We start from the raw sequence: 13,424 nt of genomic DNA on the forward strand, positions 1-13,424 counted from the left end.
CCGTGCGCCGGTACCGGCCTACGACAGCACTTCCACCAGCGTGGTCTCGCTGTCGCCGGTCATGTACTTCTCGACCTTGTCGAGATGGTGACGCCAGAAGGCTTGCGCCCGGCCGGGGTCGCCCGCGCGCAGCAAGGCGACGAGTTTGCGGCTCGCACGCAATGCGACGGCCACACCGGGCCGGTCCGGCTCGGCGCGCGAGGAAATGTACAGGGCGGCATGGGCATCCATGATGTCGAGGAGCATGCCGGCCAGCGTGTTCAGCGTCTCGTTGCCGCCGAGTTCCATGACCGTGCGATGCACCTCGGTGTTCGCCTTCGCGAACGCGTGCGGATCATCCACGAAGGCTTCTCCCCGATCGACCACGGCGGCGAGTTGGTCGATCCGCCCGTCGGGATCGGCCGCGATCAAACCCACCGCCGCGACCTCGAGTTCGGTGCGGGCGCGGTAGACGTCGGCCAGGGGAACGCCCCGATATTGCAGCAGCAGGCCGGCGTAGCGGGCTGCGGTGGACCTGTCGGGCGCCTGCACGCGGGCGCCCCCGTGGGCGCCGCGCAGAACGGTGATGATGCCTTCCGACTCGAGAATCCGGAACGCTTCGCGCAACGTCGGGCGCGAGACGCCGAACCGCTCCATGAGCGCGGCCTCGTTGGGAAGTGGCTCGCCGGCTTCGAGTTCACCGGTGATGATCTGGCGGCGGAGATTCGCCGCGATCAGTTCCCCGGCTTTGGGCACACGCACGATCGTCGAACGTCCGTCGAGTGGCATGTCCCCGTCCTGTTCTCCTAGTCGGCCGTTCACCGGCATAAGTGAACCTTTGTGAAGGATACAAGGATCTAACGCTTTGGCCTGCGAAGAGATTAATCATCAATCTGATTGCCGTGCTCTCGTCCCCGCCGTCCGGACGGCCCGCCGTGCGCCCCTTTATCCTCAGCACATGAGCGAAGCCACTGCCCACGCATTCACCGCAACCGCCGACCTCGCCGACGAGATCGGTCCGGACATCCGTAGCTGCGACACCCAGTTCATCCAGTTCGGTGGCCGCAGCGAGTTCGCCGGCCCCGTCACCACGATCAAATGCTTCCAGGACAACCTGCTCGTCAAGCAGACCCTGTCCGAGCCCGGCAACGGCGGCGTGCTCGTCGTCGACGGTGGCGGCAGCATCCACACCGCGCTCGTCGGCGACATCATCGCCGGCCGCGGGGTCGACAACGGCTGGGCCGGGGTGATCGTCAACGGCGCGGTCCGGGACTCCGCGATCCTGCGCACGCTCGACATCGGGGTCAAGGCACTCGGCACCAACCCCCGTAAGAGCACTCAGACAGGCTCCGGCGAGAAGAACGTGCCGGTCGAGATCGGCGGCGTGACGTTCAACCCCGGCGAGATCGTCTACAGCGACCACGACGGCGTCGTCGTGCGCGCCGAGAACTGACGCCGAACGCAGGTCAGGCGTCGCGCGCGACCCGCGCGCTCATCCCGCCGATCTCGACCACATCACCTACCTGTAGCTGACGGCCTCGTCTCACGTCGACCTCACCGTTGACGGAGACCAGGCCGTCCGCGATGACCTCTTTGGCCTCGGCACCCGACTCGATCAGGCTCGCCAACTTGAGGAACTGGCCGAGCCTGATCGACTCGTCACGGATCGGTACTTCGAAGACATCGGACATGCCAGCCATTGTCCAGCACACTGGTTCGATGAGCCGTCCCGCCATCGTCTGGTTCCGACGCGACCTCCGGCTGCGCGATCTTCCCGCCGTCCTTTCCGCGACCGACATCGCGCAGCAGGGCGTCGCGTTGTTCGTCCTCGACGACGCCTTGCTCCGTCCGTCCGGGCCACGCCGGCGCGCGTTCCTCATGTCGTGCCTCCGTGCCCTCGACGACGACCTGTCCGGCCGACTCCTCGTGGTGCGAGGTGATCCGGCGGACGCCGTGCCCGCGGTGGCTCACGCGTTCGACGCATCCGAGGTTCACATCAGCGCCGATTTCGGTCCGTACGGCGCACGGCGCGACGCGCGCGTCGCCGACGCGCTCGAGGGTGTGGAGCTGGTGTCCACGGGATCGCCGTACGCGGTTTCGCCGGGGCGCATCACCAAACCCGACGGCACGCCCTACAAGGTGTTCTCCGCGTACCGGCGCGCCTGGCTAGAACACGACGTGCGGCCACCCGCAGCGACCGACGCCGGGACCATCGACTGGATCGATCCGGCGGGCGCGCCGGGGCGCACAGCGATCCCCGACGCCGGTGACGTCGCGGTTCCTCCGGCCGGCGAGCGGGCCGCCCTCACCCGCTGGCGAGAGTTCCTCGCCGACGATCTCGAACGGTATGCGACCGACCGGGACCGCCCCGGGGTCGACGGCACGAGCAGGTTGTCGGCCCACCTGAAGTTCGGGTGCATTCATCCCCGCACCCTCGTGCACGATCTGCGCGACCACTCCGGTGCCGGAACCACCACGTTCCGCAGCGAACTCGCGTGGCGCGACTTCTACGCCGATGTGCTGCACCACCGCCCCGACACCGCGCGGCGGAACTACAACAAGACGTTCGACGCGATCCGATACGACACCGGTACCGACGCCGACGCGCTGTTCGCCGCGTGGTGCGAAGGGCGGACCGGGTTTCCGATAGTCGACGCCGGTATGCGCCAGCTTCTGGCGGCGGGCTTCGTCCCCAATCGGGTCCGAATGATCGTCGCGTCGTTCCTCACCAAGGATCTGCACATTCCGTGGTGGCGGGGTGCCCGGCACTTCATGACGCACCTGGTGGACGGCGATCTCGCCTCGAATCAGCACAACTGGCAGTGGACCGCGGGGACCGGAACCGACGCCGCGCCGTACTTCCGGATATTCAATCCCACGGCACAAGGCGAAAAATTCGATCCGGAGGGTGATTACGTCCGGCGCTGGGTACCCGAACTGCGGAGTGTCGTGGGCAGCCGGGTGCACACGCTGCCGGACGGCCCGCCTGAGGGATATCCCGCGCCCCTGGTGGACCACGCTCACGAACGCCGGGTGGCGCTCGAACGGTACGGGGAGATTCGTTCGAAGAATCGACCCATCCACCGGTCGGGTCGCGCCGAATGAGAAACAGGCGGACCGTCCGCCTCCGACAATAAGGAGACACCGTGCTGCGAGATTTCGTCGAGACTGCATTCCTGGCCATCCACACCCCGCTGGTGGAGGGATACCTGTTCCTCCTCAGCGTGCTTCCAGCCTGACCGGAATGCGGCGCCGGGAGTACCGGCGCCGCACACCGGATCCCGACAATCGCGGCACCACAACGGCGGACCCAGCCCGGAGGAAACATGGGCATCGAGTACAGCAGTATCGTCGACGCCCCTCGTGACGACGTGTTCGCGTGGCACACCCGCCCCGGCGCCGTACATCGACTGATTCCGCCCTGGCAACCGATGAGCGTGGTGTCGGAAGCCGATTCGCTGGCCGACGGACGAGCCGTCCTCGGCCTCCCGGGTGGCCTGCGCTGGATCTCCGATCACCAGCCCGAAGGTTACGACCCCCCTCACCGTTTCGTCGATGCACTCGGTCGCGACGGATTGATGTCCCTGCCACCGAACCTGATCCGGTCGTGGCAGCACGAACACCGGTTCGATGTCGTGGACGAATTCCGGACCCGCGTGACCGACAAAGTGGACACACCGGTCCCGGAACGCGTTCTGACCCAGACATTTCGGTATCGTCACCGCCAGCTCGCCGACGACGTTGCCAGCCACCGCCGGGCGCACACCGAGGGAGTTTGTCCCCGCACGGTCGCGGTGACCGGATCGCACGGCGTGGTGGGCAGCGCATTGACCGCTTTCCTGAGCGCCGGTGGCTACCGGGTGGTGCGCCTGGTGCGCCGGCCCGTTCACGGACTCCGGGAAAAGCAACTGGATCAGGAAAGGCAGTGGGATCCGATCGATCCCGCGCCCGACCTGCTCGAAGGCGTCGACGCCGTCATCCATCTGGCGGGCGCCTCGATCGCCGGACGCTTCACCGAGGCGCACAAGGCCGGCATCCGTGACAGCCGGGTCGCGCCGACGTGGCGACTCGCCGAACTCGCCGCCGGCACCAGCAACGGGCCGGCGACATTCGTGTGTGCCTCCGCCATCGGTTTCTACGGATACGACCGGGGTGATGCGCCTCTGGACGAACAGTCCTCGCGCGGAGCGGGTTTCCTCGCCGACGTCGTGGCCGAGTGGGAATCCTCGACGCAGCCCGCGGAGAAGGGTGGTGTGCGAGTGGTCCAGGTTCGGACCGGAATCGTGCAGACTCCACGCGGAGGCACCCTGCAACTGATGCGGCCGCTCTTCTCCGCCGGCCTCGGCGGCAAGCTGGGTAACGGCCGGCAATGGTTGTCCTGGATCGATATCGACGATCTGCTCGACGTCTATCACCGCGCTCTGACGGATCCGTCCGTTTCGGGACCGGTGAATGCGGTGGCGCCGCAGCCGGTCCGCAACGACGAGTACACGCGGACCCTGGCGAGTGTCCTCCATCGTCCCGCGCTGCTGCCCGTCCCCGGTCTCGGTCCCCGCCTGCTGCTCGGGGACGAAGGTGCACGCGAGATCGCCGGCGCGAGTCAGTTCGTCGTTCCCAAAACACTCCTCGACATCGGGCATCGATTCCGCAGACCCGACCTCGAGTCGTCGCTCAGGCACCAACTCGGCCACATCCTGAACGGGAAGTGACGGCCGCGTGACCGCCGGCCGTGTCCTCGTCACCGGCGCCACCGGATACATCGGCGGACGGCTCGCCCCGCGACTGCTCGAAGCCGGCTATCAGGTACGGGTGCTCGCACGCAGTCCGGACAAACTACGCGACGTGCCGTGGGCAGACGATGTGGAAATCGTGCGTGGTGATCTCACCGATCCCGGGTCTCTCCGCGAGGCGTGCCGGGACGTGGATGTCCTGTACTACCTGGTCCATTCGATGGGTGGCCGAGACGAATTCGTCGAAGCCGAGCGGCGAGCCGCGGAGAACGTGGCGTCCGTCGCGCGCGAGTCCGGGGTGTCGCGCCTGGTCTACCTCGGCGGTCTGCACCCCGAATCCGGGCAATTGTCACCACATCTGAGTTCTCGCGCCCAGGTGGGACGGATCCTCCTCGAATCAGGTGTTCCCACCCTGGTTCTCCAGGCGGGCGTGGTGATCGGGTCGGGGTCGGCGTCGTTCGAGATGATCCGGCACCTGAGCAACCGGTTACCGGTGATGACCACACCGCGCTGGGTGAACAACCGGATCCAGCCGATCGCAGTGCGCGACGTCCTGCACTATCTCGTCGCCGCCGCCGACGCGCCCCTTCCCCGCAGTGGGACGTACGACATCGGCGGTCCCGACGTGCTGCGGTACGGCGAGATGATGCAACAGTATTCCGAGGTCGCGGGCCTGGCCCGGCGACGCATCGTCGTGCTTCCCGTCCTGACCCCACGACTCGCCGGCCTGTGGATCGGGCTCGTCACGCCGATCCCGCCGGGACTCGGCCGGGCGCTCATCGAATCGCTGGGTTCGGATGCGGTGATGCGGAATCACGACATCGACGCAGTGATCCCTCCCCCGCCCGGTGGACTCACCGGATACCGCGAGGCGGTGCGCCTCGCGCTCAGCCGGCTCGAACACGGTGAAGTCGAAACAAGCTGGTCGAGCGCATCCCCCGTGGGCGCACCCGCAGATCCGCTGCCGTCCGACCCGGATTGGGCGGGCGAGGTCGTCTATATCGACGAACGCTCCCTCGAATCGGACACCTCGGCGGACCGGGTATTCGCGGTGGTCGAAAGCATCGGCGGCGAACACGGCTGGTACTCGTTCCCGCTCGCGTGGACTGTGCGCGGGTGGCTCGACCGGTTCTCCGGAGGTGTCGGCCTCACCCGAGGGCGCCGTGATCCGCAAAAATTGCACACCGGCGATGCGCTCGATTTCTGGCGGGTCGAACGTATCGAGCGCCCCGAACTCCTCCGGTTACGCGCCGAGATGCGGGCACCCGGTGGGGCATGGCTGGAATGGAGGGTCGAACGGCTCGCGGCCGACCGCACCCGACTGACGCAACGAGCGATCTTCTTTCCCAAAGGTATCGCCGGGCGACTGTATTGGTACTCGCTGCTGCCGTTCCACGGCATCATCTTCCGCGGCATGCTCGAGAACATCGCGGGCACGGCGTCACGATCGGATTCCTGACCGGAACCGAAACGGAAAGGAGGGCCTGCCTTCACGGCACACGGCAAGCCCTCCTCCCTCCCCGACCGGTACTAGACGGTGCAGAGCGGTCTGATCTCCTGCATCCCCTCGGTCGTCGGCGACGTCAGCATCAGGCACGCGTTGTACCCACTGTTTTCGACGACGCGTCGAATCTCTTGCCACGCAGCAGGATCGACCACCGGAGAACGCGACAGCACGAACCCGGACAGGCGTGTCGAATCACCGACGAACGCCCACGAGTAGTCGTCTGCCAGGTAGGTGACGATGTAGTTGGTCGGCCCGTCCAAGGAATCCTGGGACGGTACTCCGGGGAACGACACATGCAGCTGCGCAGTGTCGTTCACCCTTGCATTTCCGACGATGCCGCGACGCTCACCGGTCACCGTGGTGCACGAATTCTCCACTCGGACGTTACGTTCGTCGAGCAACGTGTAGTTCGCTGTGGTGTCGCGCACGCAGTCGATGTTGAACGGCGCCGGATTCGCAGCGAGCTGATACCACTGCCCGACATACCTGTTCACGTCCAACTGCGGGACGGGTGTGAGCGGCGCGGCCTGAGCCGGCGCCGCAAGAACAGCCGCACCCGCGGCGGCGATGAACGCCGCCGCGAGTCCCCGAACGCTGCTTCGGATTTTCCGCATCGATGCCTGACCTTCCCGAGGGGTGTGTTGGAGAGAGCACTTACTGCGGAGTCAGGACGCCGTCGATCAGGTAGACCACGCCGTTCTCGGTCTCGATACCACCGCAGATCACGTTGGCGCCGTTGACCGTCCACATATCGCCGGAACCGGCTACCTCGACAGTCTCGCCCTGCACGGTGGTCTGGGTGCCCGCGACGTCGTCGATGGTGAGCTCACCCGGAACCACGTGGTAGGTGAGGATGTCCGTCAGCGTCCCGGAGTCGGTCTGCAGTGTTTCGATCGTGGCGGGGTCGAGTGCCGCGAACGCTTCGTCAACCGGTGCGAAGACGGTGAATTCGCCGCCGTCGAGTGTTTCGACGAGGTTGACGTCGGGGTTGAGCTGACCGGAGACCGCCTGCGTCAGCGTGGTGAGGATCGGCACGTTACCCGCAGCCTCGGTGATCGTCTGCGTCGAGAGTTCTTCGACGGACGAGGGACCGGTCGGGTTCGCCTCTACGTATGCGGCGCAACCGGGACCGACAGGACCTGCTGCCGCAGCCTGAGCCGAGGTGCTTTCCGTGGTCTCCATTGCCGAACTGGTGGTCGTGGTCGCTGCCGAGGTGTCCGACGCAGAGTCGGAATCGTCGGACGAACAGGCCGCGACACCGAACGCGGACATCGCACCGATTCCGATGACCGCCAGGCTCTTACGTGTAGCGATATTCATGGTTGAAATTCCCTTCGTAAGCCGTGGCCTGGACGACCACGCCGATCGATGTGTCAGGGGTCATTCGCTACCAGTGTGAAGGCGGATGGGTCGTGGCGTGGAGTTTTTCCTTCTACGCCCTTGACCAATCCGCAATGCGGGCTGCAACGAACGACGGGCATGGAGATTGTTCCGGGCCGTTCACGGGCCCACGTGCTGGTGCTTCCGGGCGGCAGGCCGGCCGGCACCGAGCCGCCGCGCCCGTGGCATGCGTCCCAGCTCCGGATGACGGCGTTCACCCACACGCTGAGCTCACGCTTACGCCCGCATCACATCACCGTGGAGCAGGTGCGATACCGCTACAGAGGATGGAACGGCACGCACATGAGTCCGGTCCGCGATGCCCTGGAAGCACTCGACCGCGCCACCCGGCGGGGCCACACCCGGATCGGCCTCGTGGGCCATTCGATGGGTGGGCGGGTCGCCGCACATCTGGCCTCGCAGGGCGGGGTGGAATCCGTCGTGGCCCTGGCACCGTGGTGGCCCGAAAACGACTCCGAGCACATACCCGTCGGCCGTCATCTGCTCGTCGCGCACGGAACCGAAGACCATGAGACGGACCCGCGCGCCACTCAGAGCCAGACGATGGCCGCCCGCGACCGCGGAGTGAACGCGCGCTGGCGTCCCTTGCCCGGAGCCGGCCATTTCCTGCTCACGGACCCCGGCTGGTGGGCCAGAACGACCGCCGATTTTCTGGTGTGCACCCTCACCAGCGAGCCGTTGACCTCCCCTGGAGACGATCATGCTTCCTGACACCCCACGGTCCGCTCACCCGCCCGGCGGTGGAATTGCGGCGCCGGGCGCTGCCGACGCCGCGGCCCGGCGCTCCCGTAATTCACGGCGGTGATGGCCGTGTTGTACTCCGATGTCTTGAGCCGCCGGTTTCGTCCGGCTAGGCTTTCGTTCGATGAGCGGACTGAGGCGATGACCGGCGTCGGTAGAGACACCGACACCCTGGGGGCGCTACTCACGCGCGTCGCGGCACAGGATCAGGCCGCGTTCGCCGAACTCTACGACGCCACACGGGCACGGGTGTTCGGCATGGTCCTGCGAGTCCTGCGCGATCCCGGCTACAGCGAGGAAACGACGCAGGAGGTCTACCTCCAGGTATGGCGATCGGCCGGGAGCTTCGATACGAGCCAGGGATCCGCATTGTCGTGGATCATCACGCTCGCGCATCGGCGGGCCGTCGATCGTGTTCGCAGCGAGCAGTCCGGCGCCGACCGGGAGTCGCGCTACGGCTCGGCGAATGTGGACTCCGCTTTCGACTCCGTGAGCGAAGAGGTCACCCAGCGTGACGATCGCCGCCGCGTCACCGACTGCCTGGGCTCACTCACCGATCTCCAACGCAGATCCGTCGAACTCGCCTATTACGGCGGATACACGTATCGAGAAGTAGCCGAAGAACTTTCATCGACGCTACCCACCGTCAAGTCGCGGATCCGCGACGGACTACTCCGATTGAAGACCTGTTTGGGGGTGAATTCTGATGGCGCTCGAAAATGATCGGGACCTGCTCGACATGGCGCCCGTGATCGCCCTAAACGCACTCGCACCCGACGAGCGGGACGAGGTAACCGCACGGCTGGACGACGCCGCGCCCGAAACGGTCGAGCGTTTCACCGCCGATCTCCGGGACACCCGGGAGACACTCGCCGAGATGTCCGCGGCCACCGCGACCGAGCCGCCCGCCGGGTTACGAGGCCGGTTGCTCGCTCTCGTCGCCGCGGAGAGCGCCACCGACCGTCCCGCGGAGCACGGCGGCGCGGAGAACACCGATCCGGATATCGAGGACTCGCCCACCGACGTCATCTCGCTCGACGAACGTCGCCGGCAGAGCAGGCGACGGAACTTCCTGCTCGCCGCGGCCGTAGCCGTGGTCGTGGCGCTCGGCGGTGTCGTCGTCGCGAACCAGTGGCCCCAGACGACCGACAGTCCCCTCGCCGAGAGGGTGCTCGCCGCCGAGGACGTCCGCACGACCACCGGCACGCTGGAGGGCGGCGGCGTGGTGACGGTCGTCTTCTCCGAGGACGCCGGTGCCGGCGTGCTCGTGATGAACAACGTGGCACCACCCGCCGACGGCACCGTCTACCAGATGTGGCTGATCGGGCCCGACGGACCGGAGTCCGCGGGCACGATGACCCCGGCGGACGTGGCACCGTCCACGACCGCGCTGCTCGAGGACATCTCCGGCGCCACCGCCCTCGGATTCAGTGTGGAACCCGCCGGTGGATCCACCGCGCCGACGTCGATATTCGCCGAACTGCCACTGGATTGACGCGATGTCACCTACGGTCAGCGACGACGACCGTGGCGTCCGACTCGTGCGAGAAAAGTGCTCGTGGGCGGTACCCCGCCTGCGTCAGCATCTCTTCTGCGGCGGGTGCCTGAGTCGCTGCGGTCTCGATCAACAGATGCCCTCCGGGCGCCAGCCAGCGTCCCGCCTCGGCGGCGAGCCGCCGATGGATGTCGAGCCCGTCCTCACCCCCGTCGAGCGCGACGCGCGGTTCGAAGCACCGCGCCTCACGCGGCATCGACTCGATTGCTCCCGACGGGACATAGGGGGCATTCGCGACGAGCACGTCGACGCGACCGAGCAGGGAGCCGGGCAAGGACGCGCACAGGTCACCCTCGAGCACCCGCTCGTAGGGCAGATTGAGCCGCGCGCATCGCACGGCGTCAGGATCGATATCGGTCGCGTACACCTCGCACACGCCCAGCATCGCCACGAGTGCGGACGCCACCGCACCGCACCCGCAGCACACGTCCACGACGACCGGGTTCGGCGGAGCCGCCCGCGCGGCGCATCTCGCCAGGAACTCCGTGCGACGGCGGGGGACGAACACGCCGCGCGTCACCGCGACCCGCATGCCACAGAACTGCACCCACCCGAGGAGATGCTCGAGCGGCTCCCCGGCAATCCGTCTCGCGACGAGAACATCCACTTCCCGCTCGGAGGTTGCGGCATCGGTGAGCAGGCGCGCTTCGTCTTCGGCGAAAACACATCCGCCCCGGCGCAGCGCCGCGACGACGGCGGGCGAGGGCACCTGCTGCGACGAGTTCGGCTGCGGCGGTATCGGCTGTTCGAAAGCCATGGTGAACCCTATCGCGCAACGTCAACCGGTTTGCGTGGATGGATCGCCGGCGGCGGGGGTACTACCGGTCGGGTGAGTGGAGCTGCCCCGGTGCGCGCGGACGAGTTCGACGAGCAGGCGGCGCAACGTCTCCGGATCGGAGACCGACACCGGAGACGCGATATTTTCGCCGACAGCGACGTGGTCGTCTCGCTCGAGTTCGAGCACCCGGCGGTATTCCGCAGCGCCTGTGGCCGTGATCTGCACCCGCATCCGGCGCTCGTCGGCGGGATCGACGGAGCGGGTAGCGAATCCGCCACGCACGAGATGGTCGACGGTGCGGCTCATCGTCTGGTCCGTCACGCGACACGCCCGCGCCATTTCTCGTTGGGACATCGGTTGCGCCGCAATCGAATGCAGCGCGATGACCCCGGCATGAGTGAGCCCCCGCTTGCGAAGCTGCTGCTCCCACGCCTGTTCGACGAGGCGGGCAGCGGTGGAGAGCAACCGCCCGGTGGGCCACGCCTCGAGATCGTCGGATCCCGCATCGTTCAGCACGCTGAATAATCTAGTATTCGGATATTCGCTTACGCCAGGAGGAATCTTGAGCACTGCAACCGCACCCCCGCGAAAGACCGGTCGTTGGAGGTGGCTGCTCCCTGCCCTCCTCCTCATCGCGTGGCTCGTAGCCGCAGGCGGAGGCGGGCCGTTCGCCGGCAGACTCAGCGAAGTCGCGTCCACCGACGCCAGTTCGTTTCTCCCGGCCTCCGCCGAGTCCACCCGGGCCGACGAGCTCTATGCGCAGTTCAGCAGCAGCGAATTCATCCCGGCGATCGTGGTGGCCGAACGCGACGGTGCGATCACCCCCGAAGACATCGAGTTCATCGCGTCCGAATCGGCCGGTCCCCCGCCGATTCCGTCCGAGGACGGCAGCGCGGTGCAGATGATCGTCCCGATCGATTCCTCCGGGGAGATCGGGGACGCCGTCGAAGAACTACGGACAGCGCTGGAGAACGCCCCTGAAGGCTTGACGGTCCACGTGACGGGACCGGCCGGTCAGGCCGCAGACCTGTCGTCTGCCTTCGGGGGCATCGACGGGCTGTTGCTGCTCGTCGCCGGTGGCGTCGTCCTCGTCATTCTCGTGGTGGTCTACCGGAGTCCGATCCTGCCGTTCGTCGTCATCATCTCGGCGGTGTTCGCCCTCGCGCTCGCGAGCCTGGTGGTGTACCAGCTCGCCAACGCCGACATCATCGCGCTGAACGGGCAGAGCCAGGGCATCATGTTCATCCTGGTGTTCGGCGCCGCCACCGACTACGCACTGCTCCTCGTATCCCGATACCGCGAAGAACTCCGGATGGAGCAGGACAAGTACACCGCGATGCGCGCTGCGCTCCGCGGGTCGATCGAACCGATCGCCGCGTCCGCCGGCACCGTCATCCTCGGCGTCCTGTGCCTGCTGCTCTCCGACCTGAACTCCAACCGCGGCCTCGGTCCGGTCGCGGCGATCGGTATCGCCGCGTCCTTCCTCGCCTCCGTCACCTTCCTGCCCGCCGCGCTCGTCCTGCTCGGCCGGACGGCGTTCTGGCCCAGCCGGCCCAAGTACGAACCCGGCACGGACCAGGACGATATCGACAGCGGACACCGCTTCTGGGGCCGTGTCGCCCGGTGGGTCGGCTCCAAGCCCCGACCCATCTGGATCGTGTGCACGCTCGTGCTCGTTGCCTTCGCCATACTCGCTCCCCAGTTCAAGGCCAGCGGTGTCGCGTCCTCCGACGTGTTCCTCCTCCAGACCGATTCGAAGTCCGGCCAGGAGATCCTGGGCGAGCACTTCGACGCGGGCACCGGTTCGCCCACGATCGTCGTCGCGCGTGAATCCTCGCTGGACGCAATCGTCGACGCCACGGCCGGGGTCGAAGGTGTCACGGAGGCCCGACCGGTCACCGGTCCGGGCGACGCACCTCTCGTCATCGACGGACTCGTCGCGGTTCAGGCAACCTTGTCGGATCCCGCCGACTCGCTCGCCGCAGAACAGACCGTCGAAAGAATCCGCGACGTGACCCACGCCGTGCCGGATTCCGATGCGCTGGTCGGTGGCCCCACCGCCGTCGACCTCGACACCAAGGACACTGCCACCCGGGACCGGACCCTCATCATTCCGGTGGTGACCCTGGTAGTGCTGCTGGTGCTCATCGTGCTGTTGCGCGCCGTCGTCGCACCGATCCTGCTGATGCTCACCGTGATCCTGTCGTTCGCAGCCACACTCGGCGTGTCGTCGCTGTTGTTCAACCACGTATTCGGTTTCCCCGGTGCGGATCCGGTGGTGCCGCTGTTCGGCTTCGTGTTCCTCGTGGCCTTGGGTATCGACTACAACATCTTCCTGATGACCCGAGTCCGAGAGGAGACCAAGAAGGTCGGCACCCGGCAGGGCATGTTGCGGGCGCTGACCGTCACCGGCGGCGTCATCACCTCGGCGGGTGTCGTTCTGGCCGCGACGTTCTCGGCGCTCGCTGTGATCCCGTTGCTGTTCCTCGCACAACTGGCGTTCATCGTCGCGTTCGGTGTGTTGCTCGATGCCCTGCTGGTGCGAGCGCTCCTCGTGCCCGCGCTGTCCATCGACATCGGCAAGAAGATCTGGTGGCCGAGTGCGTTGTCCCGGCACGAGCCCGACGAACACGCCGCGACCGACGACGACACGCCCGGCGTGACACCCACAACCGATTCCGGACGAATTCGATAGGGATGCACTCCAAGTGACCGCGCTCCCGCCGGTCACTC

At 66.9% G+C, this 13,424-nt stretch carries 14 protein-coding genes; 8 read left to right on the forward strand and 6 right to left on the reverse strand.

Translation table 11 applies throughout. The features are described 5' to 3' along the window. Positions 1 to 18: 18 nt before the first annotated feature. Positions 19 to 768 carry a FadR/GntR family transcriptional regulator gene (locus ACFWU2_RS00715; protein ID WP_378598786.1) on the reverse strand — a complete coding sequence of 250 codons (750 nt, stop codon included), beginning with the start codon at positions 766 to 768 and terminating at the stop codon, positions 19 to 21. A gap of 169 nt (positions 769 to 937) precedes the next feature. Here ACFWU2_RS00715 and rraA point away from each other — a divergent pair, with 169 nt between their 5' ends. Further along, on the forward strand, positions 938 to 1,432 hold the full coding sequence (gene rraA, locus ACFWU2_RS00720; protein WP_169620837.1) for a ribonuclease E activity regulator RraA: 495 nt from the start codon (positions 938 to 940) through the stop codon (positions 1,430 to 1,432). Between the two features lie 13 nt (positions 1,433 to 1,445). Here rraA and ACFWU2_RS00725 read toward each other — a convergent pair whose 3' ends face one another. Next, positions 1,446 to 1,670 carry an RNA-binding S4 domain-containing protein gene (locus ACFWU2_RS00725; RefSeq protein ID WP_378598791.1) on the reverse strand — a complete coding sequence of 75 codons (225 nt, stop codon included), beginning with the start codon at positions 1,668 to 1,670 and terminating at the stop codon, positions 1,446 to 1,448. 28 nt (positions 1,671 to 1,698) lie between these two features. On the opposite strand from ACFWU2_RS00725, the gene ACFWU2_RS00730 reads away from it, so the two are divergent. From ACFWU2_RS00730 to ACFWU2_RS00740, 3 genes are all read left to right on the forward strand, one after another. Further along, positions 1,699 to 3,084 (forward strand): cryptochrome/photolyase family protein, encoded by a 1,386-nt coding sequence (locus tag ACFWU2_RS00730; protein ID WP_378598794.1) that lies wholly within the window; start codon positions 1,699 to 1,701, stop codon positions 3,082 to 3,084. 221 nt (positions 3,085 to 3,305) lie between these two features. Next, entirely contained in the window at positions 3,306 to 4,688 is a 1,383-nt protein-coding gene (locus ACFWU2_RS00735) for a TIGR01777 family oxidoreductase (RefSeq protein ID WP_378598797.1), read from the forward strand. 7 nt (positions 4,689 to 4,695) lie between these two features. Beyond that, entirely contained in the window at positions 4,696 to 6,168 is a 1,473-nt protein-coding gene (locus ACFWU2_RS00740; RefSeq protein WP_378598800.1) for an SDR family oxidoreductase, read from the forward strand. A 71-nt stretch (positions 6,169 to 6,239) separates the two neighbouring features. Here ACFWU2_RS00740 and ACFWU2_RS00745 read toward each other — a convergent pair whose 3' ends face one another. After that, the gene (locus tag ACFWU2_RS00745) at positions 6,240 to 6,830 is read right to left on the reverse strand and encodes a lipocalin family protein (RefSeq protein ID WP_206038684.1); all 591 of its coding nucleotides are present in this window, start codon (positions 6,828 to 6,830) and stop codon (positions 6,240 to 6,242) included. Positions 6,831 to 6,870: 40 nt separating this feature from the next. Further along, a complete protein-coding gene (locus tag ACFWU2_RS00750) occupies positions 6,871 to 7,536 on the reverse strand; it encodes a fasciclin domain-containing protein (protein WP_378598803.1) in 666 nt (221 codons plus the stop codon). 159 nt (positions 7,537 to 7,695) lie between these two features. On the opposite strand from ACFWU2_RS00750, the gene ACFWU2_RS00755 reads away from it, so the two are divergent. From ACFWU2_RS00755 to ACFWU2_RS00765, 3 genes are all read left to right on the forward strand, one after another. Continuing rightward, on the forward strand, positions 7,696 to 8,328 hold the full coding sequence (locus ACFWU2_RS00755; RefSeq protein WP_378598806.1) for an alpha/beta hydrolase: 633 nt from the start codon (positions 7,696 to 7,698) through the stop codon (positions 8,326 to 8,328). A 171-nt stretch (positions 8,329 to 8,499) separates the two neighbouring features. Further along, on the forward strand, positions 8,500 to 9,081 hold the full coding sequence (locus tag ACFWU2_RS00760) for a sigma-70 family RNA polymerase sigma factor (RefSeq protein ID WP_378598809.1): 582 nt from the start codon (positions 8,500 to 8,502) through the stop codon (positions 9,079 to 9,081). Next, complete coding sequence (locus tag ACFWU2_RS00765; protein ID WP_378598812.1) at positions 9,065 to 9,853, forward strand: anti-sigma factor; 789 nt, start codon at positions 9,065 to 9,067, stop codon at positions 9,851 to 9,853. The genes ACFWU2_RS00760 and ACFWU2_RS00765 overlap by 17 nt, the downstream gene beginning before the upstream one ends. Before the next feature lie 7 nt (positions 9,854 to 9,860). Here the strand turns inward: ACFWU2_RS00765 and ACFWU2_RS00770 are convergent, their stop codons facing one another. Together ACFWU2_RS00770 and ACFWU2_RS00775 are read right to left on the reverse strand one after the other, a co-directional pair. Then, positions 9,861 to 10,670, reverse strand: a complete 810-nt coding sequence (locus ACFWU2_RS00770; protein ID WP_378598815.1) for a putative protein N(5)-glutamine methyltransferase — start codon at positions 10,668 to 10,670, stop codon at positions 9,861 to 9,863. Positions 10,671 to 10,691: 21 nt separating this feature from the next. After that, positions 10,692 to 11,207 carry a MarR family winged helix-turn-helix transcriptional regulator gene (locus ACFWU2_RS00775; protein WP_378598818.1) on the reverse strand — a complete coding sequence of 172 codons (516 nt, stop codon included), beginning with the start codon at positions 11,205 to 11,207 and terminating at the stop codon, positions 10,692 to 10,694. A 46-nt stretch (positions 11,208 to 11,253) separates the two neighbouring features. On the opposite strand from ACFWU2_RS00775, the gene ACFWU2_RS00780 reads away from it, so the two are divergent. Further along, positions 11,254 to 13,386, forward strand: a complete 2,133-nt coding sequence (locus tag ACFWU2_RS00780; RefSeq protein ID WP_378598821.1) for an MMPL family transporter — start codon at positions 11,254 to 11,256, stop codon at positions 13,384 to 13,386. The last annotated feature ends 38 nt before the right edge of the window (positions 13,387 to 13,424 follow it).

This window comes from Rhodococcus sp. NPDC058639, from assembly GCF_042717545.1.
Lineage (GTDB): Bacteria > Actinomycetota > Actinomycetes > Mycobacteriales > Mycobacteriaceae > Rhodococcus.